Raw genomic sequence first — 23,871 nt, forward strand, 5'->3', positions numbered from 1 at the left:
AGATGCTTGTGAAGAATCAAGATAAGTGTAGTAAGTTTCAAGCACCTATTCCTTTTCCACCGCCAGGTATTACGGGGCCCACTGGTCCAACCGGTCCAACTGGTGCTTTAGGTGGACCAACTGGACCGCAAGGAATACAAGGCGTACAAGGTCCAATCGGTCCAACCGGCCCACAAGGAATACAAGGAGTGCAAGGGGTGCAAGGAGAAAATGGTCCAACCGGCCCAACTGGTTTAACTGGACCACAAGGTTCTCAAGGTAATCAAGGACCTATGGGAGAACGAGGCCCACAGGGAATACAAGGTGTTCAAGGAATACAAGGAGAAAGAGGTCCGACTGGTCCAACTGGTATTCAAGGGATACAAGGAATTCCTGGCCCAATCGGTCCGACCGGTCCAACAGGAATACAAGGCATACAAGGAATGCAAGGAGAAATCGGTCCAACCGGCCCAACAGGAGTACAAGGAATACAAGGAGTGCAAGGGGAAATTGGTCCGACTGGACCAACTGGAAATACTGGTATACAAGGTGTGCAAGGTAATTTAGGAGGTAGTGGTTTACAAGGTGTAACCGGAATACAAGGAATACAGGGTCCGATTGGTCCAACAGGGCCAACTGGTTCTCAAGGAGTTCAAGGGGAGCAAGGACCAATGGGTCCACAAGGGGAAACTGGTGTTCAAGGTTTACAAGGTCCCCAGGGAGAGATGGGGCAGGTAGGTCCAACAGGAATACAAGGAATACAAGGAGTGCAAGGTGTAATCGGTCCGACTGGTCCAACCGGTTTACAAGGTGATCCAGGTCCAACTGGCCCAACAGGAGCCACTGGGATAACTGGTCCGACAGGTTCTGCAACTGGCCCGACTGGAGCAACCGGTCCAACTGGTCCACCAGGAGGTCCAACTGGTCCAACCGGTCCAGCAGGATCACCAGGGGGTCCAACGGGTCCGACTGGAGCAACAGGGGCAACAGGAGCGACCGGAGCAACAGGAGCGACTGGAATTCAAGGGGTACAAGGAATCCAGGGACCGACCGGAGCAACTGGTGTAACAGGTTTGCAAGGAGTACAGGGACCAATGGGGGCAACGGGTCCAACGGGTGATCAAGGCATTCAAGGTCCACAAGGGATACAAGGAGTAACCGGTCCGACTGGTCCGCAAGGTCTACAAGGAATCCAGGGACCGGCAGGAGCAACCGGTCCGACTGGTCCACAAGGAGTGCAAGGAGCACAGGGGCCAATCGGTCCAACCGGCCCTCAAGGTCTACAAGGCATACAAGGTGAGCAAGGAGTAAGGGGAGCGACCGGTCCAACTGGTTTACAGGGGCTACAAGGAATCCAAGGTCCGAGTGGTCCAACCGGTCCTCAAGGAGTGCAAGGCGTACAAGGTCCGAGTGGCATAACCGGTCCAACTGGTCCTCAAGGAATACAAGGTATTCAGGGACCACAAGGAAGTATAGGCCCAACCGGTCCTCAAGGAATACAAGGTGTGCAAGGTCCACAAGGCCCAACCGGTCCGACTGGTGCAACTGGTCCTCAAGGAATACAGGGAATTCAAGGATCACAAGGAGTAACGGGTCCACAGGGAATACAAGGTATACAAGGAATTCAAGGTGTAATCGGTCCAACCGGCCCAACTGGACCGCAAGGAATTCAAGGGATAACCGGTTCGACGGGTCCAACAGGAGCAACAGGAGCAACCGGACCTACTGGTGCAACGGGTCCCCAAGGTCCTCAAGGAATTCAAGGACCACAAGGAGAAACTGGTCCAACAGGAGCAACCGGACCTACTGGAGCAACGGGTCCTCAAGGTCCACAAGGAATCCAAGGTCCACAAGGGGTAACGGGGCAGGCGGGAGCGACCGGCCCTACGGGAGCAACAGGTCCACAAGGAATCCAAGGAATCCAGGGGCCACAAGGTGTGACGGGAGCAACCGGAGCAACCGGAGCGACTGGAGTGACTGGTGCAACAGGACCGACCGGAATACAAGGCATACAAGGAATAACTGGAGCAACAGGGGTAACGGGGATAACGGGCCCAACAGGTGCCACAGGTCCAACAGGCTTAACTGGAGCAACAGGATCATCTGCTATATCGACAGGTGGCGGATATTTCTTTTCTACATCAACAAGCACAATTGCAGCAAATGCCAACATCCCAATTAATTCTGGATCCACTGTATATGGAACTGGTGTATCTTTAACTAGTGCTACGACAGTCACAGTAACGACGCCAGGAATATATTTAGTAAGCTACTATTTTCAAGGGGATGCAAATGGTGGGAATGAGACAGTATCTGTTAGATTGCTATTAAATGGAACGCAACTAACAGGGAGTTTTATACAAAACGTAACGACATCAACTGTAGTAATCGAACCAGCCATTTCAAATACACTTCTTGTGAATGTGACGAGTGCCAATTCAACATTAATATTACAAAATGGCCCGTTAGGTGTAGGGCATGTGACTACTACAGCAAGCTTAAATGTAGTGAGAATTTTATAAAGAATATAAAAAACACAAGGAATGTCTTTGTAAGACACACCTTGTGTTTTTTAATATTAAATAAACATTTTCTTTATCTTTTCGGTTGAAAAATATGCTGAAAGAAGTATTTGTGATGTAAGTTATCTACAACCTTATTTGCTTGATATGTGCGTTGTTTTTCAATTCGAAGTCTTTGCTCCATCATTTTAATTGCGTGATCAGATAAACGTAACATAATACATTCTCCTTTTCTATAAATATAGGTGACTATTTGATATCGATCCCATATTTATAATTAAGGAGGCAAAATGTGTAACATAGGCAAAAAGCACCTTCCTCTCCCATTACGCTTACGAGGTTAGCTGTCGGACTCGGGAAGTGAGAGTTTCCCTACTTAAAAAAGATTCGCCCCAAGTAGCATAGCTACAAAAATGGTTCCCCCGCTCCAAAATTTGGACTCAGCAAAAGGTTTTATAAAGTAAAAAATAACATAAAGGAGCGAACAAGTCAAATCATTTTGTGTATTCTGTCTTTTTTAGTTGCGTAAGAATCATACCGTCAGGAAGTATTGTATCTGATACTGTAATGAATCCGTGTTTTTTATATAAAGTAATAGCAGGGGTATTCGCTTTACCTGTTTGTACAATATATGTCATTGGAGAGGGAAACATGTTAAATATATAAATTAGGAGTTTCGTTGCGATTCCTTTTTGAAAAAAATCGGGCGATACAACTAGCCTATGGATATCGATTAGTTTTTCTTCTTGTACAAAAGAAATAAAACCGACAAGTTTATTTTCAGAAAAATATCCATAGAATGTTTCAACGCAATTTTGAATATCGTTTACAGTATCATATAAACGAGGTATGGCAGTACTATTTAAGTAGTCTGCTTCAACTTTATAAGCTGGAATTTGAACCTGTAAAATGGATGTTGCTACTTCAAAAGAAGTGGAATTTAACTTAAGAATCATAGATAATGAAGCCTCCTTTAAATATGGTATATGAATATAATTGCTTTATGGGTGAGTTTGACAATATTTTTCTTTTTTGCATATAATATATGTATCTCCATATGTAAAATAGTAGTAAATATATTTCTATAGTGAAATATGATTAGCAATGATAAATACATATGTTTGTATTAAATCATACAAACTATAATAGAAATGGAGGACTAAAAATGGGATGGATTATCACATTAATAGTTGGTGCTATTATAGGTGCAATTGCTAGTTCTATAACGGGTAAAAATTTCCCAGGTGGTATGTTCGGAAATATTATCGCAGGTTTATTAGGTGCTTCATTAGGTGGTAAATTATTTGGAACTTTTGGGCCGTCTTTTGGTGGGATTCATGTCGTGCCAGCATTATTAGGTGCAATCGTGTTAATTTTTATTGTATCATTTGTAGTGAAAGCTGCAAAGAAATAGATATATAGATTATGATGAAGAGCCCTGAATAAGGGCTTTTCATCATTCGAAGAGGTGGTTTCGTTGGAGAAAATAAATATAAGAAAAAGAGATAAGTTAAGAAAGTTTTTTAGAGAACAAAATTATTTGGCGGTATTACTTGGATTTGCGTTATTGTTCATTAATATTTTATTGCTAACAAAAATATCATTTGTTTTTACACCGTTTATCGTATTTTTAAAAACAATTTTCTTCCCAGTACTATTAGCAGGCGTGCTATTTTATATTTTACATCCATTCGTTTCGCTTTTAGAAAAGAAAGGTGTTTCAAGAATCGTATCGATAGCTTCCATATATTTAATCGTACTAGGATTATTTGTATTTTTAGTTGTAACGGTTATCCCTATTATTAAAGATCAAATTGATGCATTAATTGATAACTTACCGTATTTTGGCCATGAGATTGAACAAGCAGCACGTAGATTCGGGGAAAGTAATTTACTCGGTAAAATTCAGGAGAATTTAAATATTAATGTTGCGAATATGGTAAAAGAATACACAGTTGATTTTACAAAGTCATTATCATCAGTAACTGGGAATGTAACTGGATTTTTGAGTACTGTTACAGAGGTTGTTTTGACATTTGTAATGGTTCCATTTATATTGTTCTATCTTTTAAAAGATGGTGAGCAATTGCCGAATCACTTTTTAAAGTTTATTTCAGAGCAAAGACAACCAGCAGCAATGAGAATACTAGATGATATGCATTATGCGATTAGCTCGTATATTAGAGGTCAAATTATCGTCAGCTTATTTATCGGTATTATGCTATTAATTGGTTATCTTATTATTGGTATTAAATATGCGGTATTACTTGCGATTTTAGCGATGATTGTAAATATCGTTCCGTACGTAGGACCAATTATCGCGATTACACCAGCGTTAATTATCGCATTTATCGACTCGCCAGCAATGGTGTTAAAAGTAATTATTGTTATGATGGTTGTACAATTAGCAGAAGGTAAATTTATTTCTCCGCAAGTCATGGGTAAAAAGTTAGATATTCACCCGATTACTATCATTTTTATCATTTTAACTGCCGGAAACTTATTCGGGATTATGGGCATTATTTTAGCCATTCCAGGATATGCGATATTAAAAGTGTTAGTTACACACGGTTATAGATTTGTTAAGTTGAATACGTGAAAAAAAGCGCTAAAACAGTGGGAACTGTTTTAGCGCTTTTTTATTAACAATTCATTTGCATATTGGCGCGCCCATTGATCCGCTTCTAATATAGCATCTAGTGAAGGATCTTTTACGTTATGATGAGCTTCAATTGTTTTGTAAATTGTTTTTTCAATATCGAAAAAGGCAATTTCATTTTTTAAGAATAGCGCATTCGCAATTTCATTTGCTGCATTTAATACAGCGGGAGTAGTACCACCGATTTTGCCACATTCATATGCGTATTGTAGACAAGGGAACTTCTCTAAATCTGGTTTTTCAAAATGTAAACTACCGATTTCTAATAAATTTAATTTTTCATAGGAAGAAGGTAGCCGAGTAGGATAGTGAAACGCATATTGAATCGGCATTCTCATATCAGGAGCACCGAGCTGTGCCATAACTGATCCATCAATAAATTCTACTAAAGAATGAATGATACTTTCTTTATGAATCATTACATTAATTTTTTCATATGGAATATCAAATAGCCATCTCGCTTCCATTACTTCGAACCCTTTATTCATTAATGTGGCAGAATCAATCGTTAGTTTTGCGCCCATTAACCAGTTTGGGTGCTTTAAAGCATCTTTTGCTTGTAATGTTTGCATTTCATCACGTGTTTTATCACGGAATGCACCACCGGAAGCTGTTACAATTAACTTCTCAATCTCTTTATTATTTTCTCCGTTTAAACATTGGAAAATAGCTGAATGCTCACTATCTACTGGAATTAAGCGACATCCGTTTTGTTTCGCTAGTTCAGTTACGATATGTCCAGCTGCAACCAAAGTTTCTTTATTAGCAATAGCGATATCTTTCTTCGCTTTTAATGCTTCAATTGTTGGAAGTAATCCTGAAACACCTACAACAGAGCTTAATACAAGATTTGAATCAGGGTGAGTAGCTACTGCAATTAAGCCATCAGTCCCGTGTGTGATTTTTGTATTTGCTGAAATACGCGTACGAAGCTTGTCTGCTAAGTCTTTTGTCGCAACGCTTACAATACGAGGTTGAAACGTTTTGATTTGTTGCTCAAGAAGATCGATATTATAATTTGCGGTTAAACCGACGATTTTAAAATGTTCAGGATGAGCTGAAACGACATCTAATGCAGATGTGCCGATGGATCCTGTGGAACCTAAAATGGATATATATTTTACCATGAAAAAACCTCCAAAGTTGTTTCGAATATTTCTGCAAACCTATATAATATTAGACAATTGAAGTGGAAATACCTTCTATATAAAATAGAAAATTTTTGTTTGTTTGGAAGTGAAATGTGATAAACTGTAAAAAATAACGAAAAAGCAATGAAAGAGAAGAGTACATATTCGAAACTTTTCAGAGAGCTGATATGTGGTGAGAATCAGTAAGGGATGAATATGGAATGGACTCTGGAGCTTCTAACTGAAATGAGTAGGTAAAGACGGTTACTTCACGTTATTGAAGTATGAAGTGAGCTAATGATAGCTAATTAAGGTGGTACCGCGGGAGTCTCTCGTCCTTTTTTAGGATGAGGGGCTCTTTTTATTTTGAGAAAGGAGGAGTTAGTGTGAGTGAAAAAATAATGTTAACAGGAATTAAGCCGACAGGTTATCCACATTTAGGAAATTATATTGGTGCGATTAAACCTGCATTACAAATGTCAAAGAATAATGAAGGAAAAGCATTGTACTTTATAGCTGATTATCATGCATTAAATGCTGTGCATGATTCAGAAAAGTTCAGCAGTTATACGAAAGAGGTAGCAGCTACTTGGTTATCGCTTGGACTTGGAGAAGATGTTATTTTTTATCGACAAACAGAAGTACCGGAAATTCTAGAATTAGCTTGGATTTTAGCTTGCCTAACTCCGAAAGGTCTTATGAACCGTGCTCATGCGTATAAAGCGAAGGTGGAGCAAAATAAAGAAGCAGGGTTAGAGGTCGATGCGGGAGTGAACATGGGGTTATATACGTACCCGATCTTAATGGCAGCTGACATATTATTATTTCAAGCTACACATGTACCTGTCGGAAAAGACCAAATTCAACATATTGAAATCGCGCGTGATATTGCGACGTATTTTAATCATACATTTGGCACGACATTTACACTTCCGGAGTATGTCATACAAGAAGAAGGAGCAATATTACCTGGCCTTGACGGAAGAAAGATGAGTAAAAGTTACGGAAATGTGATCCCATTATTTGCAGAGCAAGAAAAACTACGAAAGTTAATATTTAAAATCAAAACAGATTCTTCACTTCCAAATGAACCAAAAGAACTAGAAACCTTATTTACAATTTATAAAGAATTTGCGACAGAAGACGAAATACAGTCATTACGTGAAAAATATGAGACTGGAATCGGATGGGGCGATGTGAAAAAAGAGTTGTTTCGCGTAGTAGATCGAGAGTTAGCTGGACCTCGTGAAAAGTACGCAATATATATGAATGAGCCGGATTTATTATATGAAGCATTAGAAAACGGTGCTGAGAAGGCACGCGCTATTGCAAAGGTAAATTTAGCGGAAATTAAAAAACGGATTGGATTTAAGAGGGAACGTTAAGCGTTCCCTTATTTTTTTTGATAATCTGTAATAATCCTCTCAATAACAGGGGGAAGATTATTAGGTAATTCATCAAGTGAAAAGAAGCGTAGTTCTTTTGATTCACTTTGATCGCATACAAGTTCACCATGAAATTCTCGGCAAATATAAACAACGAGTACACCGTGTACTTGATCGCCGTTTGGATAGATTTGAAAGTAATCTGGTCCAGAGTATGTACGGAATAGTTCTGGATTTTTAATAATAAGTCCAGTTTCTTCATATACTTCTCGCTTTAAAGCGTCTTCTAATGTTTCGTTATATTCTAAGGCACCGCCAATAATGCCCCAGCGGTTAAAATCTGTACGGAGTTGCAGCAATACTTCATCTTTTTCATTTAATATAATGGCGTGTGATCCTATTAGAATAAGTGGATGATTTCCTACTAGATTTCTCATATCTTCAATATAACCCATGTCATTGCTCCTTGTATTTAATAATAGTTAGGAAGTTCTTTTAACATTCTTTCTGTTTTACGTGCTGTAAAGGCTAAGTTATGGTCATCTTTCGTTCTGAAAAATAATGTGCGTAAAAAGGTTTTAATATTGGCACATAAAATACAATACTCATTAAGCGAAAGGCGTTTTCTAATTTGAGGAAGCCTTTTTATTTTTTTATGAATAATAGAAATTAAATCGTTCTGAGGAAAATCATGATACAGCATTGCTAGTAATGGAGTAACAATGCGTTCATCTTCGTTATTATGAAAAAGGTCAGATGGAATAAAGATTTTATTTAATAAACAATGAATTAATTCTTCGTACCATTCAAAAGTTGTATACGTATTATGAACAATTTCAGTAAAGGCATCAGATACATGAGCAAGACAATGAGCCCATCCTTTATTTTCGATATAGCCCCGAAAATCTGTTTCTAAGTTTGTGTATGTAATGAGTTTATTTTTTATTTCTTCGATATCCTCCTCTGTACAAAAGTAGTGCGAATTAGCGAATTGGAGTATTAACGCAATTAACGAAACAGTGTAAGAACGTGTGAAAACCCCATCTGTATGTGGGGAGTAAATGTCACAATATAAATACTCATCACTTAAACAAGTTTGCAGAAGTAATTTCAGCTGATCGTCCATAAGGAATTCATGATGAATGAAATGCGCAAAACATTTATATATAAGTTGGTAACGAACGTAGCTATCAGTCGTTCCGATATACTGAAGCATGTTCAAAGTTAACTCATTTACGTCTATATGTTGCAGTTGCGTATAGTCATTTTGTTGTATAAGCTCTAACTGTTGTTGCAATGCTGTAATATCCACTGGAGAACCTCCTCCGCACTTTAAAGATGCGATCTTTTCTAGTATTCTATATATTCAAGGACAATCCTGCTCATGCAAGGAGAACGATTAGAAATTCGAGTATGATATAGATGAGGGAAGAATATGACGACGATAGAACAGTTAGAAAAACATTTTAAAATAAGAAGAAATGCTTCTTCTATTATGATAAAAGAAAATAATGCAGAGATTTTTACAGAAGAGCAATTAGAGGAAATGATGCAATATTGCGTTGCTGAAGCTAAAAAAGATGGATTAGAAAAACTACATTTTGAAATCTCTTCAAAAAGTCCAAATTATGATGTGTATAAAAGATGTTTTGAAACGTATTTATTTGAATATGTTACGGAAAACATGATTGTATTTAAAGATATATACGAAGTAGAAGATGTAGAAAGTGAAATTGATTTTAAGCTTATTGAAGAAGTTGGAGAAGAGGCTTTTTATTCACTGTGGAATGAAGCAACGGGAGAATCAGTCGCTCATGATCAATTTGTGCATATGATGCTACAAGAAATTGGTGAGCAATGGAAAGAACATTGCTTAACAGCGAGTGCCGATGAAGAGCCGATAGGAATTGTAATCCCGCATATTGAAAGAGGTACGTTAGAAGAAGGGAAACTTATGTACTTCGCAGTTACTCCAAATATGCGTAATAAGGGATATGAAGCTGCGTTATTTGCAGGTGCGATGTTTGTCTTAAAGGAAATAGGTGCATCTTATTATATTGGTGAGACAAATATGCAAAATGAGTGGATGAAGGATGTTTTTGAAAAGAACGGATGTCAGCTGCTGAGTTGTACTGAGCGGTATGTGAGGAAGTTTTAGGAGGATGAAGGATGTATACTCTCGAACTCGTATAGCGGGAGGGGACTATATATGTTAAAGCAATCCATGCATTCATTCGTGTTACTGTATCCAAATGTATTGTTAGAAGGCTGGAATGTTGAAAAAGTTTCAGAACGTTATGAAGGTGAAAAGTGGGGAACTTTTTGGTTTCAGGTTGTTACTCCAACTGGGATGTTTCGAGTAAAGGAATTTTTTCTCGATATAATGGAACCAGTATTTCCGGATAGCTGTATTTCTCAAGCAAAAGGAGATTGTTTTCAATATAAAGGGCTTGTGTATTGGAAGGGTATAAATTATAAAGGAAAAGAAAGTTACGTTACATCTATATGGAAAACACAAGTTGAAATTTCTGTTGATCATGGATATGTAAAACAAGACGAAATGGAACGATTTCTATTTGAATTACAACCAGTAAATATGGAGCTTGGGAAAACGATATTACATACATCATTTCACTTATTAAGCTTTCAAGCGAAGAGAAGTGAAATGGGTGAGATAGGAAGATGTAGAGAGTGGAATGCTCCAGATGACGTATCCTATGTAAATTTGTTAATTCATGAAAAACTAAATTGGAAACTTGAATCGGTCGGTTTCGGAAATGACGAAACGCAGTATGTATACTGGGACGAAGTTAATAAACTATATGCACTTTGGGTTTGTAGACATAAAAACAAAGCGTACTATCCTATTTCTTCATGGACAATGAACTATGGCCCAAAACAAATTATAAACGGGTTAGAGTTTTATTCGCACCCTAATCGCGGAACAGTTGTATACGAAGATTTAGGTAATGAACAAATCGCATACGTATTTCGCGGTAATCCATGTACAAATTTTGAACAAGTAAAAGAACTTTTCGCCTGTTTGTAAGATAAAAAGAAAAATGAGAACGACAAAATGGATATTCCCATAATACAATAGGGTAAGATTCAATTATAAGAGAAAGCGTTGGTGAAAGAATGGAGCAGCAAAGAAATTGGCTACAAGCAACTGTAGAAAGAATTGAAGATAATACGTTACAAATAAAGTGGGAAAATAATATAGAAGAAGTTCGTATTTATTGGAGTACTTCACCAGATCATATTGAAGAAAATGGAGAACTACTTGCAACTGTAAATGGAGAATTATCATATACAATTGAAAACCCGAGTGAAAATGAACGTCCATATTTTAGACTAGTAGGAAGTAATGGACAAGCAGTGACAGTAGCTGAGCGTAGATTGCCATTACAAGGTGCGTTTAACTTCCGTGATATGGGTGGATATGAAACGACAGATGGACGTAAAGTGAAATGGGGCAAATTATACCGTTCTGAAGAATTAGCAGGACTAACAGAGTGGGATATCGACTATTTACAAAAGTCTGGTTTAAAGTTAATTTGTGACTATCGTACAAACTTTGAGGTAAAGCATAAGCCAAATCCTGAGATTACAGGTGCTCGTCAAGTGTGCTTACCAGTTATGCAAGACTTAGCGAAAGACTTAAATATAAATGAGTTTTTCCAAGTTGGTGACCTTTCTATGTTAGGAAAACCAGGTGAGTATCTTGTGAAAATGAATCAAGATTTCGTAAGTGGCAACGAGGCATTCGTGAGCTTCTTAAACTTAGCGCAAAACCCGGAAAACTTACCGTTAGTAAACCACTGTACAGCTGGAAAAGATCGTACTGGATTTGGTTCAGCATTATTACTACTTTTACTAGGTGTACCAGAAAAAACAGTAATGGAAGACTACTTACTAAGTAACGGATTCCGTGAAAAGCTAAATGAAAAAATGATGGCCTTTTTAGGTGCGAAATTACAAAACGATGAGAGCAGAGCGATATTAGGTGCAATGTTTGAAGCGCGTGCTGAATACTTGCAAGCTGCGATTGGTGAAATTCAAAAGCAATACGGATCAGTTGAAGCATACGCTGAAAAAGCTCTTGGCTTTACGAAAGATTCGTTAGAGGAAATGAAAGAGTTACTGCTGGAAGAAAAGTAAAAAGAAGGGAGGCTGGTTTTAATTAGCCTCCCTTTCTTATTGTTGTTATAATTAAGCTATGAGAATATAGGAGTTGAGAAAAACATCATGAAATACAAAGTTATATTATTCGACGTAGATGATACATTATTAGATTTCCCTGAAACGGAAAGAAACGCATTACATAATGCGTTTGTACAGTTTGATATGCCTACAGGGTATAATGATTATCTTGCAAGCTATAAAGAGATTAGTAATGGATTATGGAGAGATTTAGAAAATAAAATGATTACGCTAAGTGAATTAGCAGTAGATCGATTTAGACAATTATTTGCGCTTCATAATATAGACGTAGATGCACAGCAATTTAGTGATGTATATCTTGAAAACTTAGGGAAAGAAGTACATCTTATAGAAGGCGCAGTACAATTATGTGAAAATCTACAAGATTGCAAGTTAGGTATTATTACGAATGGATATACGATGGTGCAACAATCAAGAATCGGAAATTCACCTTTATGTAATTTTTTTGATCATATTATTATTTCTGAAGAAGTTGGTCATCAAAAACCAGCACGTGAGATTTTTGATTATGCGTTTGAGAAGTTTGGGATTACGGATAAATTAAGTGTACTAATGGTCGGAGATTCGCTAACTTCTGATATGAAAGGCGGAGAAGACTTCGGCATTGATACGTGTTGGTATAATCCGAGTTTGAAAGAGAATAAGACGAGTGTTAATCCGACTTATGAAGTGGAGAGTCTTCTACAAATTTTAGAAATTGTAGAAGTGGCGGAAGAAAAGGTAGCTTCATTTTAATCGTGCTGATATTTGTCGAAAAATCGATATATTGAAAAAATCGTTGATATATTGTAAGTTGTGATAGATATATTTGAAAAATCGTTGATATATTGTAAGTTGCGATAGATATATTGAAAAAATCGTTGATATATTGTAAGTTGCGATAGATATATTTGAAAAATCGCTCATATAAATTCATATACTAAGATATAGAACAAAAAAATAGAGCTACTATACAAGGTCATTCACGTGTTATAATGCGTGAATTAAATATGCGTATATAAATAGTTTCCTAGCGTGATGCGATGTCATGTATGATTAGTGTAACAACTAGAGGTGAATAAAGGATGTTAACGTTTTTATTTGAGTTAGACAAAAATCTCCCGCAGAAGGATGAGCCACGGTATGATGCTTATTCAAAGGGCTTTATCGAAGGAGATGTAACGATTTGCGCGAGTGACAGCGTATTTTTTCAAAAATCATGTATGAAGGTTGCAGAGCTGGGGATTTATTTAGGTCAGTGGATGGAACAAGTTCAACATGGGCAGAACGTGCCTATGAAATATGAAACGGCTGACCGTGAAGAGGTAATTCTTGGTTTCTTCTATGAAGAGGATCATAATCAATGGACTGTTTTTTCCAGCTGGCAAGAATTTGAACTTCAAGAGCGTATAGCTACTGCAACATTAATAGAGAGTGTTCAACGCTATTTGTATGAGCTAAATAAAGAACTGCGCATGATAGAATATCCTGTGACGTTTGATCAGTACTTAAGAGGAGAGCGAATGATGCAGCTCTCTTACAAACGACCGTGTGATAGCAAAGCAGATACGACACCGATAGAGGTTTATAATGGAAGTGAGCAAGTAGGTGTAGTAAGGGGCTATTATAAAAATACGCTGATGAGAGTGCTGGATTTTATTCCGAAAATTGGTAGTAATATTATTTATGAAATAAAGGATAGTAAGGACAATATTCGCGTCATTGCAAAGGATGTAAGTAGGCAGCGCCAAAGAAGGATTTTAGTAATGTACAAAGATAATCATGATGCAGAGCATGAAATACTTGTATGTGACGGAAAGTTATTGGATGCAAATTTCTTATTTACCTTTACATATAAGGCAGAAGAATATGTTGTTCATAAAACTTTATTTGGAATGGGAAAGTTATTACGAAAGGGCTATGTAATTGCAGATTGGAATATTCGTCTTGAGGAAGATATGTATTACATTGAGATGAATGTATATGATGAAGATTACATGCAGGATCAATACTTGCTATTAGGCGTATTTCATGCGGTTTTATATGGATAATCAATGAGAAATACCGTCATTCTTCTTGGAAAGAATGACGGTATTTTTTTTGTGATTCTTGTGACTGGACGTCTTTAATCAATCCTCAAAAATAAAAATCTCATCAATCGTACTATGTAATGCCTTCGCTATATCGTGAGCAAGTTGTAAGGAAGGATTGTATTTACCTTTTTCGAGATGACTAATTGTTTCACGTCGCACACCAACGCTCTTCGCTAAATCTTCTTGTGTCATGTTCAATTTGGCACGGTATTCTTTTATTCTCGTTACGAATGCCATGGTGCATCTTCCATTTCATCAATTGGTTTATCGAAAAAGAACATAGAAAAGCCGAATGTAAGAATGAGTGTGCCGAAAATAAGAGCGATATCAATCTCTTGTAGCGTAGGGTTTGGAAATAACATTTCAATAAACATAATGATTGTGGTAGTTAGTAACGTAACGATAAATGCATTGCGACACGATTTATTGACAATTTGTTCAAACAGTTCATCGTGTTGAACTGTTCTATACGATGTGAAAAAGGAGAAGAAACAGAACATAGTAAACAATCCTTTTTCATAAAAAAATCCGAGGAAACCGAAGAAACCGAGAAATCCTAAATATTTTATCCAAGTTGTTTTCATGATAGTTCCTCCTTATAGTGTTAGAAATAAATCACGTTATGTTATAAATATATCACATATGGATAGGAATGGTAATAATAGTTTTCCAGTTTGGTTCATAATAATAGTAAAAAGAGGAAATATGCTGCGAAATAAAGAGGATAATATTGTAAAATGGTTGTAAGGAGGGGGAGGAAGAAATGCTAACTTGGATCATGATCGTTGTATTACTTGTAGTGATTACTGTCATTGCGACGGTGTTAATTGGGCGGAATGGTGATGCAAATTATAGCAAAGCGACAAAGGGGAATATTAAACGCTTAACAATGATTTATATTATACTAGCTGTCGTTTTAGTTGTTGGATTAGGGGTGTATATTTATTTTAAAGGTTAAATATACTGAAAAATGTAAAAATCTTAAAATAGAACTATGCTATAATATCAATATAGTTATTTGGTAATTAAGGAAAGGATTGGATGAAATGATTGAAATTACGAATGTGTCAAAAAGTTATAATGGGTCTACCTATGCAGTAAAAGACTTAAGTTTATCTGTACCTAGCGGCGAAATCTTTGGATTTTTAGGACCGAATGGTGCGGGTAAATCAACGACAATTAAGATGATTACTGGTATTCACGGGGTGGACAAAGGGACTATTACGATTAACGGAAAAAATATTATGGAAGAGCCGATGGAAGCGAAGAAGACGTTTGGTTATGTACCAGATAGTCCAGATATGTTTTTACGATTAAAAGGAATTGAATATTTAAACTTTATGGCCGATATGTATGAAGTGCCGAAAGAAGTACGACAAGAACGAATAGAGTCTTTAGCGAAGAAGTTTGATCTTTATAATGCTTTATCTGATCAAATTCAAAGTTATTCGCACGGTATGAGACAAAAAATCGTTATTATTGGTGTGCTCGTACATGAGCCAGATGTATGGATTTTAGATGAACCATTAACTGGGCTTGATCCGAAATCTGCATATATTTTAAAAGAAATGATGAGAGAGCATGCGGATAAAGGAAAGATTGTATTTTTCTCTACACACGTATTAGAAGTGGCAGAAAAATTATGTGACCGCGTCGCGATTATTAATAAGGGAAACCTTCAGTTTAAAGGGAATTTAGATGAAATGAGAGATCATTTTAAATCCAATGAATCACTTGAAAAAATGTTCTTGGAGATGACGGGCAATGAGTAAAATTTGGACGTTAACGAAAGTATTATTGAAATTAAATTATGCAGATTTTATAACAGATAAGAAGAAGCGATGGGCGTATGTATTTTCATTTGCAGCTATTTTATTTGTCGGCTTTTTACTGTTTGGTTCTATCACGCATGCAATGTATGAGGGAATGATACATTTAGGGCAAGATCCAGGAATGATTATCGCAATGGGACTTGCGATTGCGAGTATATGGGTATTTTTAATGAGTATTACGAACATTTTAACTGTATTTTACTACAGCAATGACATTGAAATGTTATTACCATTACCATTAAAACCAGCGCAAATTATTTCAGCCAAATTTTTAACAGTATTAATTACACAATACGTAATGAGTTCATTTATTTTATTACCGATCTTTATTACGTACGGTTTAAAAAGTGGCGCATTTATTACATATTACATATATATGATTTTCATTTACTTACTCTTCCCAATTGTGCCGTTAGTACTAGCTTCGTTACTGATGACAGTTATTATGAGGTATACAAATATAGCGAAAAATAAAGACCGAGGAAATATATTTATTGGAATCGTAAGTATACTATTTATTGTAGGAATTAACGTATTTTTGCAGTGGAAAAATAAAAGTTCGTTTTCTGAAGATGCAATTGCGGATTACCTTGCAAACAACCAGTCTTCTCTTTTAGTACAAATGACAAACTATTTTCCAACTACATATTTTGGAGCAGTAGCATTAGTAGAAAATGCAAATTGGAAGGGACCTTTATATGTAATAATCTTTGCAGTTATTTCATTTGTCTTCTTTGTGTTGTTTTATTACATAGCAGAGCGTACATATTTAAAAGGGGTTATTGGACTTTCAACGAGTACAGCAAAGAAACAAGTTATTTCGGCGGAAGGTTTACAGAAATCAACAGTACAAAGTTCGCATTTAAAAGCGTATGTGAAAAAAGAATTTAAAACGTTATTCCGTACACCACAATTTTTCTTAAATTGCATTGTACAAACTTTCGTTATGCCAATTATGTTGTTCTTTATTTTATTTGTGCAAGATGGAAATTTAAAGTTTATTACAGAGTATATTAACAATTCAGAGACAACGGGATTTGCAATTGGTGTTGGCCTTTGTGCATCGTTATTTTTAATGGGTAGTAACGTCATTGCAACAACGTCATTTTCGCGAGATGGAAGCTCTTGGTTTGTGAATCGTTATTTACCAGTAAAGGCTTCGGATATCTTTTTTGCGAAAGCAATCACTGCTTGGTTAATTAATGTGATCATTTTAGCAGTATTCGGTATTACGATGGCAGTTGTAGCTGGGATTTCTCCAGTCTTTATGATACTGTGGTTTTTACTAAGTGCGAACGGGTTGTTATTAATTAATTTAATCGGAACACGCTGGGACGCGCAAACTGCAGATATTCATTGGGATACAGAGCAGAAATTATTTAAAAGTCGATATACAACTTTGTGGAATTTTTTAGCTAATATTTTAATAGCTTTAATTATTGTGGGGGGAGTAAGTGTATTATACTTCTTCCTTCATGTCGGACTGTGGGTTATGTTTATCGTTTTATTTGTAATGTTTACGATTGTAAATTATATCTTTATTAAAATGTTAAAATTAGGTGCTGAACGTATACTGTCAAATATTCAATAAGAAGATAGATCCTCTGTATTCATGCAGGGGATCTGTGTATAGATGGAGGAGAAAAAGGTGAAGAAAATAGCAATTGTAACAGGGGCAACTCGTCTGAATGGAATTGGTGCAGCTGTATGCAAGGTGCTTGCTCAAAAAGGGATAGACATTTTTTTCACGTACTGGCCAAAGTATGATAAAGCGATGCCATGGGGAATGAGTGATCAAGAACCCTTTTTGCTGAAAAAGGAAATTGAAAGTTACGATGTTCGATGTGAAATGGCAGAAATCAATTTATCGCAGTCTTATTCGCCAAATCGTTTGTTTTATATGGTATCAGAACGGTTAGGTGATCCATCTATTCTAGTTAATAATGCAGTATATTCTACTCATACGAGAATTGAGGAATTAGATGTAGAGCAGTTGGATAAACATTATACAGTTAATGTTCGGGCTACTATGCTATTAAGTTCATTGTTTATAAAACATTATTCACTTAAAACGGGCGGGAGTATTATTAATCTTACTTCAGGACAGTCAGTAGGTCCAATGCCAGATGAACTAGCATATGCAGCAACGAAAGGGGCAATTGAAGCATTTACAAAGTCAGTAGCACCAGTTGCGATGGAGAAGGGGATTACAGTGAATGCTGTAGATCCAGGACCGACGAATACAGGATGGATTACAGAGGAGCTGAAGCATCATTTAGTATGGAAGTTCCCGCAAGGTAAAGTAGGAGAACCGGTGGATGCTGCGCGCTTAATTTCTTTTTTAGTAAGTGAAGAAGCGAAATGGGTTACTGGGCAAGTCATTCACTCGAATGGTGGTTATTCATAAAAATATTATGTTAACAAATGTTGAGAAACAAAAAACGAAAGAAAATTTTATTTTTTTTGTATAAATAAAATGTCAAGAAAGATAAAAATTTGATAGAAGAGTATATCGTCATATGAAGATAGTAATTCTTAATGTGACAATATACTCTTTTTCTTTTACTTGCGAGTAGAAAAATGAAGTAGAAGAAACTCGAATATTAAAATGAGTTTATCAGTTTTTGTACGTATTATTATGAAGATTACTGTCGGAAAGATGATAATTCGTATGAAAAGGGATTTTTTAAGGGGGAATCGAATCGTAAAGGGGAGGATAAATTATGTAAAACATAGGGGGATTTATATGAAAATGAAAAAGGTCGCTATCGCATCGATAACAATTGGTACAATGCTTACTATGGCAGCTTGTAGTCCTTCAGCAGATAAAGAAACGGAAAAGAAAGAGCAAGTAACTGCGCAAAATGATGGAGAAGCAAAAACGACAAGTGCAGATGAAGCGTCAAAAACAACGAAAGATACTGAAAAAGAAACAAATACTTCTTCAAATGAAAAAACAGATAAGGATGCAAAAAATACGAAAGAATCATCAGGGACAGAAAGTAACGGCAAAACGTCAACTCAAAACGAAAATGTAAAAACAAAAGAAAAAGAGACGACAGGAAAAACGAATGATCAAACGACTAGCGGGAAAACAACAGATCAAAGTACAAGTACAAGCACAAACAATAATGGAAAGACAACGAAAGATCCGAAGAAAAGTGTTGCTGTGAAAACGAATGTTAAAGAAGTTGTAGCATTAATTGATAGCTTGGACAAGCAGTTAGCTGCTAATCCAAAATTGGAAACAGTGAATAAGCTTGGCAAACAAATTAATGAAAAGTGGGATGTGATTGAAAAAGAGCTAGAAGCATCACATCCGACGGATTCTAAAACAATCGGTCAAAGTATGTATCCGTTAATTGTAGGAGCGGAGAAAGAAAAAATCGATATTAATAAAATGAAATCATTAACGACGAAAACGAAAAAAGATTTAAATCAGTTATTGACGAAACTTTCATAGTTTCAAAAGCCTACTCGTGTGAGTAGGCCTTTTTTAGTTTGTTGTAATGTGCACAGTATAACTTATTTATTTTCATTTTCAATTACGATGCGAAAGGAACTGAATGCTTGTTGACTGATATAATCTTCTTCGCTAACTTTATAAGGAAATGGAAAAGCGACGAGTTGCAAATTACTTTCCTGATCCACTGAAGGCAATGTGAAATTAAAGATTTGTCTTGTTTCAGGTGCAACCTTAGTATAAACGACTTTTCTATTGTTAAATATTTCAACTTGTTTCCAATCTTTAAAAGCCACGATTGCGTAAGTCATTTCATCATTTGTTTCATTACCGTTTGATAAAATTAATTGCTTGCCTTCCTTTTCAAAGAAGACAGTTTGTAAGTTCTCTTCACGGTTCGTAACAAATACTGGTTCGTAAAGACCATCTTTTAAAATAGCATCTGGATTTATAAGGGAGAGTTTTATTTTTTCGTTTTCTTTCTGAAGAGGATGCATTGAATATCGCATACTTAGAATATCTTCTAAAATAGCTGCTTTATTTAAGTTATTATCTTTTAATTTGTATTCAGGTTTTTTAATTATTAAAAAGGTTAATTCACTTGCATTAGGAGAAGTGCGTAAAGAGATTTTCGTAGTAATTGAACTGTTTGGTTTCATATCAAAAAAATAGTGTGATATTTCATTAGTAGTATCTTCTATTTTAAAAGGTTTTTGTTCGTAATCTTCTAGAACAATTAATCCATATTTTCGGTTTTCATTAATAGTATGTACGAATGATAATGTTACATTAATTTTATTATCCTCACTAGTAATTGTACTACCATTGTTAATATGTTGGCCTTGATTATCCTTCAATCCGTAAGAAATAGTATTGGTTTGTTGCTCTCGTTTATTTTCTATGGAAGGTGGATGAGGTTGTATGAATGAAGTATTGAACAAAATATAAATTGTAAGTAATGAAATAAGTAAAACACCGCTAATAATATATATTTGTTTCATAAATAGCACCTCAATATATGTAAAATATTAGAGAAAAAAGATATGCAAGATGCATATCTTTTTTCTCTTTCTTACCAGAAAGCTTTTGTTTCGTGATTCACATCATTATAACCACTTAATTTATAGGTATGATTACCGATAGCGTAATCATCTCCATAATAAATGCTTGTGTTGGTCGCTGTAGCACTTACAAAGGATGATTTTTTTGCACTATTACTTTTCGTATTCACTAATGAGCCATCGCCATTGAAAGTTCTTGCTTTTGCATAAACATAGTCTTCGGTCGTAGTTGATTTCGATTTAGCAACTGCATAGGGGTTACCAAAAAAGGGAGTATATACGCTAATGTTAGAGTCATTCTTAGGTGCAGCTGCAATAGTCAAACTAGGAACACTAGATGTTTTTGTTGATTGAATTGTATCAAAGTCAACTAAAACGGGCTGCTTGTCTACAGTATCGACCTCTGAAGCACTTGCGTTATTAGTAAAACCAAAACCTAAAACCGCTAACCCTAAAGTTGTCACCGATAAAGATTTTTTCATATTCACTAATTTTCCCACCTTTTTAAATTTTTGAGTTCGAACTCAATTCATACAATATATGAAAATTTCGAAACTCTCAATGGTTTATTCCATACTTAACTTTTCTTTTACTTTCGATTCAACATGTCTTCATTTGCAAAAAAGCGAATATATCTTCTAATGCTTAGCCAGCAAGGGATACAGGTTTAACTTTATGAAATTCGTGTAAATTTAAATCTATTCATGTCAGAATCTCTGTTATTTTTAAGTTCATATGGGAAACTTATTAAAAAAAGGATGGTGACAAAAATGACAATCGATCGAATTTGTACAATTGGACCCGCAAGTAATAATAAAGAAACGTTAGCACAGTTAATAAAGAATGGTATGAAAATTGTTCGACTGAATTTATCGCATGGCACGCATGAAAGTCATAAAGACATCATTCGTTTAGTGAAATCATTAGATGACTCTATTAAATTTTTGGGTGATGTACAAGGACCTAAAATAAGATTAGGTGAAGTGAAGGGAGAGCAAATTACACTTCAGGCAGGAGATTCTTTTATTTTACATACACAATCAGTTACAGGGAGTAATACAGAAGCGAGTGTTGATTATGAAGGAATTGCGAATGATGTAAAAGTAGGCAGTAGAATTTTAATTAATGATGGAGAAGTTGAATTAATTGTTGAAAAGATAAGTACGGACAAAATAGAAACGAAGGTAAAAACAGGTGGCAATATCTCATCTCATAAAGGAGTTAATTTACCAGATGCGGCTGTTCGTTTACCAGCTATTACAGAGAAAGATAAAAAAGATATTCAGTTTCTTTTAGAGGAGAATGTTGATTTTATCGCGTGTTCTTTCGTAAGAAAACCTAGTCATATAAAAGAAATACGAGATTTTATACAACAGTATAAAGAAACGTCACCTAATATAATTGCAAAAATAGAAACGATGGAAGCAATCGAGAATTTTCAAGATATATGTAAAGAAGCAGATGGAATTATGATTGCAAGGGGCGATTTAGGAGTAGAGTTACCGTATCAATGCATTCCGCTTTTACAGAAAATAATGATTCAGGAATGTAATCGAACGAATACATATGTCATTACAGCAACACAAATGCTTCAATCTATGGTAGATCATTCTATTCCAACAAGGGCAGAGGTGACTGATGTGTTTCAAGCTGTACTGGACGGAACGAATGCAGTTATGCTTTCAGCTGAAAGTGCATCAGGAGAGCATCCAATCGAAAGTGTAAGAACATTACGTCTCGTTTCAGAATTTGCGGAACATGTTAAAAAAGATGGACCTTTTGCGATGAAAGATGTACTGCAATTACTGCGTGAGTCTCTGGATGAGTAATAAATAAAAAGAGGGCGGATATACATCCGCCCGCGTGTTTTTCATTCATACTATTCTTGCTCTTGCTCATCCAAAATCTTTTCAAACGCAGCAGATACTTTATCAAACTCTTCATCATTTTCAATGTATGAAAACTCATTATCTTCTTCTACTTTCAAAAAGAAAATATCAATGTCTTCCTCAGTTTCTGTTTGGATATCTTCAACAAAGGCAACTGCAATATATTCTGCACCTTCGACATCCATCGCTCCAAGTACTTCTACTTCTTGCTCTTCGTTATTCTCATCACTAAGAGTAAACACTTCGCCAACTTCAATATCAGACATATTCATTCTCCTCCTGTTCGACTCTAAAAATAGAGCACTCAAACTGTATACATACTAACATATCTTTCCATGAAAAACCAAATTCATACGTAAGAAAACAATTCATTCTTCTTTAGTATGAGTATACAGCTATTAGGAGCATTATTTGTCTGTGCTATATTACTTAATCCATTCAACAATTGTATCCATAGTCTGTCTTGTTTTATCACGCTTTGGCTCTTCTTTACGGTAACCAAAGGCAACCATAACTGATACTTCAAGATTATCGCCTTGTATAATGCCTTCTTGACGAAGTAAAGAATCTACTTCCTCTTTATCAAATCCTTCTATTGGACAAGAATCAATACCGATTTGAGCTGCGCTCGTCATCATATTACCTAAAGCAATATAAGTTTGTTTAGATGCCCAATCAAATACAGCACGATCGGATTGTAATAAGTTAAAATCTGATTCCTGGAACTTTTTGAAGAATTCATATCTAATTTTTTGAGTGTCTTCAGGCAATCCAATAATATCGTTCATCATATATTTAATATACTCTGCATCATAATGCATATCTTTAATGTTTCTTGAAAGAACAATAACAAAATGACTAGCTGTTGCAAGTTGCCCACCAGCGCCCCATGAATACGGTTGTAGTTTTTCTCTTAATTCTTTATTTTGTACGACAATAAATTTCCAAGGCTCATATCCAAAAGAAGAAGGAGATAATCTGCCTGTTTCTAAAATGAATTTGAAATCCTCTTCTGAAATTTTGTGCATAGGATCGAATTCTTTACATGCATGTCTGAAATGAAAAGCCTCCATAATCTTTTCTTTTGTAATTTCATTTGTATTTGTCATAAAAGTTCCTCTTTTCATGAATTTATTTTTGTAAGTAAATTATATTTTTAAAGTAACACAGATACAAGTACGCACATTTATGTGGTATAGTATCAAAAAAGATACTATTGATAAGGGAAGGGATTTATTATGGATTGTTCAAATGAAAATAATATAAATTACCCATTTTTAAATAAATATTCTTGTCCAGTTGAAGCTATGGTTGAGGTGATTGGAGGGAAATGGAAAGGGGTAATTTTGTATCATTTATTAGATGGTACAAAGCGGTTTAATGAATTAAAAAGATTAAAACCAAATATCACACAAAGGATGTTAACACTGCAGCTGAGAGAACTTGAAGCTGATGGGATTATACATCGTGAAGTATACCGTGAAGTACCACCTAAAGTTGAATATTCGTTAACTGAGCTTGGTGAATCACTACGTCCAGTGATTCTATTAATGATGGAATGGGCAACTCATAATATGGAGAAGGTTTTGGAGAATAGGAATACGAAAAATAATAGTTAAGAGTTGAAATTGATATAGACGAGTTATGTGAAATAG

The 23,871-nt window shown here is 35.8% G+C and carries 27 protein-coding genes, 1 riboswitch and 1 other annotated feature; of the genes, 16 read left to right on the forward strand and 11 right to left on the reverse strand.

Annotation, left to right across the window (positions count from 1 at the left end; all coding sequences use genetic code 11):
- The first annotated feature begins 2 nt into the window (after nucleotides 1–2).
- Nucleotides 3–2,501, forward strand: a complete 2,499-nt coding sequence (locus HMAS_RS07800; protein WP_116344746.1) for a BC_3345 family exosporium-associated protein — start codon at nucleotides 3–5, stop codon at nucleotides 2,499–2,501.
- A 73-nt stretch (nucleotides 2,502–2,574) separates the two neighbouring features.
- Here HMAS_RS07800 and HMAS_RS27625 read toward each other — a convergent pair whose 3' ends face one another.
- Both HMAS_RS27625 and HMAS_RS07805 read right to left on the reverse strand, forming a co-directional pair.
- A complete protein-coding gene (locus HMAS_RS27625) occupies nucleotides 2,575–2,718 on the reverse strand; it encodes a hypothetical protein (protein ID WP_000945243.1) in 144 nt (47 codons plus the stop codon).
- A 96-nt stretch (nucleotides 2,719–2,814) separates the two neighbouring features.
- Nucleotides 2,815–2,957: riboswitch (cyclic di-AMP (ydaO/yuaA leader) on the reverse strand.
- Between the two features lie 38 nt (nucleotides 2,958–2,995).
- Nucleotides 2,996–3,457 carry a GNAT family N-acetyltransferase gene (locus HMAS_RS07805; protein WP_000601226.1) on the reverse strand — a complete coding sequence of 154 codons (462 nt, stop codon included), beginning with the start codon at nucleotides 3,455–3,457 and terminating at the stop codon, nucleotides 2,996–2,998.
- A gap of 209 nt (nucleotides 3,458–3,666) precedes the next feature.
- Here HMAS_RS07805 and HMAS_RS07810 point away from each other — a divergent pair, with 209 nt between their 5' ends.
- Together HMAS_RS07810 and HMAS_RS07815 are read left to right on the forward strand one after the other, a co-directional pair.
- Entirely contained in the window at nucleotides 3,667–3,915 is a 249-nt protein-coding gene (locus tag HMAS_RS07810; protein WP_000539727.1) for a GlsB/YeaQ/YmgE family stress response membrane protein, read from the forward strand.
- 63 nt (nucleotides 3,916–3,978) lie between these two features.
- Nucleotides 3,979–5,100, forward strand: a complete 1,122-nt coding sequence (locus HMAS_RS07815) for an AI-2E family transporter (protein ID WP_000411484.1) — start codon at nucleotides 3,979–3,981, stop codon at nucleotides 5,098–5,100.
- 29 nt (nucleotides 5,101–5,129) lie between these two features.
- Here the strand turns inward: HMAS_RS07815 and HMAS_RS07820 are convergent, their stop codons facing one another.
- Nucleotides 5,130–6,287, reverse strand: a complete 1,158-nt coding sequence (locus HMAS_RS07820; RefSeq protein ID WP_025708771.1) for a 1-deoxy-D-xylulose-5-phosphate reductoisomerase — start codon at nucleotides 6,285–6,287, stop codon at nucleotides 5,130–5,132.
- Nucleotides 6,288–6,425: 138 nt separating this feature from the next.
- Nucleotides 6,426–6,633, forward strand: a binding site (T-box leader).
- Between the two features lie 43 nt (nucleotides 6,634–6,676).
- On the opposite strand from HMAS_RS07820, the gene HMAS_RS07825 reads away from it, so the two are divergent.
- Nucleotides 6,677–7,675, forward strand: a complete 999-nt coding sequence (locus tag HMAS_RS07825; protein WP_001290888.1) for a tryptophan--tRNA ligase — start codon at nucleotides 6,677–6,679, stop codon at nucleotides 7,673–7,675.
- An 8-nt stretch (nucleotides 7,676–7,683) separates the two neighbouring features.
- Here the strand turns inward: HMAS_RS07825 and HMAS_RS07830 are convergent, their stop codons facing one another.
- On the reverse strand, nucleotides 7,684–8,130 hold the full coding sequence (locus HMAS_RS07830; RefSeq protein WP_000540463.1) for an NUDIX hydrolase: 447 nt from the start codon (nucleotides 8,128–8,130) through the stop codon (nucleotides 7,684–7,686).
- A 17-nt stretch (nucleotides 8,131–8,147) separates the two neighbouring features.
- Nucleotides 8,148–8,987, reverse strand: a complete 840-nt coding sequence (locus HMAS_RS07835) for a DUF2785 domain-containing protein (RefSeq protein WP_000355451.1) — start codon at nucleotides 8,985–8,987, stop codon at nucleotides 8,148–8,150.
- 123 nt (nucleotides 8,988–9,110) lie between these two features.
- On the opposite strand from HMAS_RS07835, the gene HMAS_RS07840 reads away from it, so the two are divergent.
- The 5 genes from HMAS_RS07840 to HMAS_RS07865 all read left to right on the forward strand — a co-directional run bounded on the left by HMAS_RS07840 (nucleotide 9,111) and on the right by HMAS_RS07865 (nucleotide 13,929).
- Nucleotides 9,111–9,833 (forward strand): GNAT family N-acetyltransferase, encoded by a 723-nt coding sequence (locus HMAS_RS07840; protein WP_116344747.1) that lies wholly within the window; start codon nucleotides 9,111–9,113, stop codon nucleotides 9,831–9,833.
- Nucleotides 9,834–9,884: 51 nt separating this feature from the next.
- Nucleotides 9,885–10,724 carry a hypothetical protein gene (locus HMAS_RS07845; RefSeq protein ID WP_000917826.1) on the forward strand — a complete coding sequence of 280 codons (840 nt, stop codon included), beginning with the start codon at nucleotides 9,885–9,887 and terminating at the stop codon, nucleotides 10,722–10,724.
- An 89-nt stretch (nucleotides 10,725–10,813) separates the two neighbouring features.
- Complete coding sequence (locus tag HMAS_RS07850; protein ID WP_000437803.1) at nucleotides 10,814–11,836, forward strand: tyrosine-protein phosphatase; 1,023 nt, start codon at nucleotides 10,814–10,816, stop codon at nucleotides 11,834–11,836.
- Nucleotides 11,837–11,923: 87 nt separating this feature from the next.
- Nucleotides 11,924–12,634 (forward strand): YjjG family noncanonical pyrimidine nucleotidase, encoded by a 711-nt coding sequence (locus tag HMAS_RS07855; RefSeq protein WP_000875926.1) that lies wholly within the window; start codon nucleotides 11,924–11,926, stop codon nucleotides 12,632–12,634.
- Between the two features lie 329 nt (nucleotides 12,635–12,963).
- Nucleotides 12,964–13,929, forward strand: a complete 966-nt coding sequence (locus HMAS_RS07865) for a tubby C-terminal domain-like protein (protein ID WP_000955103.1) — start codon at nucleotides 12,964–12,966, stop codon at nucleotides 13,927–13,929.
- 78 nt (nucleotides 13,930–14,007) lie between these two features.
- Here HMAS_RS07865 and HMAS_RS07870 read toward each other — a convergent pair whose 3' ends face one another.
- Nucleotides 14,008–14,208 (reverse strand): helix-turn-helix transcriptional regulator, encoded by a 201-nt coding sequence (locus tag HMAS_RS07870; protein WP_000896323.1) that lies wholly within the window; start codon nucleotides 14,206–14,208, stop codon nucleotides 14,008–14,010.
- Nucleotides 14,196–14,555: a DUF3796 domain-containing protein gene (locus HMAS_RS07875; protein WP_000859224.1), complete on the reverse strand. Its 360-nt coding sequence runs from the start codon at nucleotides 14,553–14,555 to the stop codon at nucleotides 14,196–14,198. The genes HMAS_RS07870 and HMAS_RS07875 overlap by 13 nt, the downstream gene beginning before the upstream one ends.
- 179 nt (nucleotides 14,556–14,734) lie before the next feature.
- Between HMAS_RS07875 and HMAS_RS07880 the strand changes: the two genes are divergently transcribed.
- From HMAS_RS07880 to HMAS_RS07900, 5 genes are all read left to right on the forward strand, one after another.
- Complete coding sequence (locus HMAS_RS07880; protein ID WP_000958863.1) at nucleotides 14,735–14,929, forward strand: hypothetical protein; 195 nt, start codon at nucleotides 14,735–14,737, stop codon at nucleotides 14,927–14,929.
- Between the two features lie 88 nt (nucleotides 14,930–15,017).
- Nucleotides 15,018–15,743 carry an ABC transporter ATP-binding protein gene (locus HMAS_RS07885; RefSeq protein WP_000570206.1) on the forward strand — a complete coding sequence of 242 codons (726 nt, stop codon included), beginning with the start codon at nucleotides 15,018–15,020 and terminating at the stop codon, nucleotides 15,741–15,743.
- The gene (locus tag HMAS_RS07890; RefSeq protein ID WP_000036886.1) at nucleotides 15,736–17,394 is read left to right on the forward strand and encodes a putative ABC transporter permease subunit; all 1,659 of its coding nucleotides are present in this window, start codon (nucleotides 15,736–15,738) and stop codon (nucleotides 17,392–17,394) included. Before HMAS_RS07885 ends, HMAS_RS07890 begins: the two co-directional genes overlap by 8 nt.
- A 57-nt stretch (nucleotides 17,395–17,451) precedes the next feature.
- Nucleotides 17,452–18,210 carry an SDR family oxidoreductase gene (locus HMAS_RS07895; RefSeq protein WP_000716965.1) on the forward strand — a complete coding sequence of 253 codons (759 nt, stop codon included), beginning with the start codon at nucleotides 17,452–17,454 and terminating at the stop codon, nucleotides 18,208–18,210.
- A gap of 339 nt (nucleotides 18,211–18,549) precedes the next feature.
- A complete protein-coding gene (locus tag HMAS_RS07900) occupies nucleotides 18,550–19,266 on the forward strand; it encodes a hypothetical protein (RefSeq protein WP_000782545.1) in 717 nt (238 codons plus the stop codon).
- A gap of 62 nt (nucleotides 19,267–19,328) precedes the next feature.
- Here HMAS_RS07900 and HMAS_RS07905 read toward each other — a convergent pair whose 3' ends face one another.
- Together HMAS_RS07905 and HMAS_RS07910 are read right to left on the reverse strand one after the other, a co-directional pair.
- Nucleotides 19,329–20,267: a hypothetical protein gene (locus HMAS_RS07905; RefSeq protein WP_000810153.1), complete on the reverse strand. Its 939-nt coding sequence runs from the start codon at nucleotides 20,265–20,267 to the stop codon at nucleotides 19,329–19,331.
- A 71-nt stretch (nucleotides 20,268–20,338) separates the two neighbouring features.
- Nucleotides 20,339–20,815, reverse strand: coding sequence for a hypothetical protein (locus HMAS_RS07910; protein WP_001056353.1), 477 nt, complete (start codon nucleotides 20,813–20,815; stop codon nucleotides 20,339–20,341).
- 282 nt (nucleotides 20,816–21,097) lie between these two features.
- Here HMAS_RS07910 and HMAS_RS07915 point away from each other — a divergent pair, with 282 nt between their 5' ends.
- Complete coding sequence (locus HMAS_RS07915) at nucleotides 21,098–22,156, forward strand: pyruvate kinase (RefSeq protein WP_000151083.1); 1,059 nt, start codon at nucleotides 21,098–21,100, stop codon at nucleotides 22,154–22,156.
- A 50-nt stretch (nucleotides 22,157–22,206) separates the two neighbouring features.
- On the opposite strand, the gene HMAS_RS07920 is transcribed toward HMAS_RS07915, so the two are convergent.
- A complete protein-coding gene (locus HMAS_RS07920; RefSeq protein ID WP_002005464.1) occupies nucleotides 22,207–22,488 on the reverse strand; it encodes a DUF1292 domain-containing protein in 282 nt (93 codons plus the stop codon).
- 153 nt (nucleotides 22,489–22,641) lie between these two features.
- Nucleotides 22,642–23,325 (reverse strand): NAD(P)H-dependent oxidoreductase, encoded by a 684-nt coding sequence (locus HMAS_RS07925; RefSeq protein WP_000185709.1) that lies wholly within the window; start codon nucleotides 23,323–23,325, stop codon nucleotides 22,642–22,644.
- A gap of 129 nt (nucleotides 23,326–23,454) precedes the next feature.
- Between HMAS_RS07925 and HMAS_RS07930 the strand changes: the two genes are divergently transcribed.
- Complete coding sequence (locus tag HMAS_RS07930; protein WP_000340659.1) at nucleotides 23,455–23,835, forward strand: winged helix-turn-helix transcriptional regulator; 381 nt, start codon at nucleotides 23,455–23,457, stop codon at nucleotides 23,833–23,835.
- Nucleotides 23,836–23,871 lie beyond the last annotated feature (36 nt).

The sequence above is a fragment of the Bacillus sp. HMA207 genome (genome assembly GCF_003402455.1).
GTDB lineage: Bacteria > Bacillota > Bacilli > Bacillales > Bacillaceae_G > Bacillus_A > Bacillus_A cereus.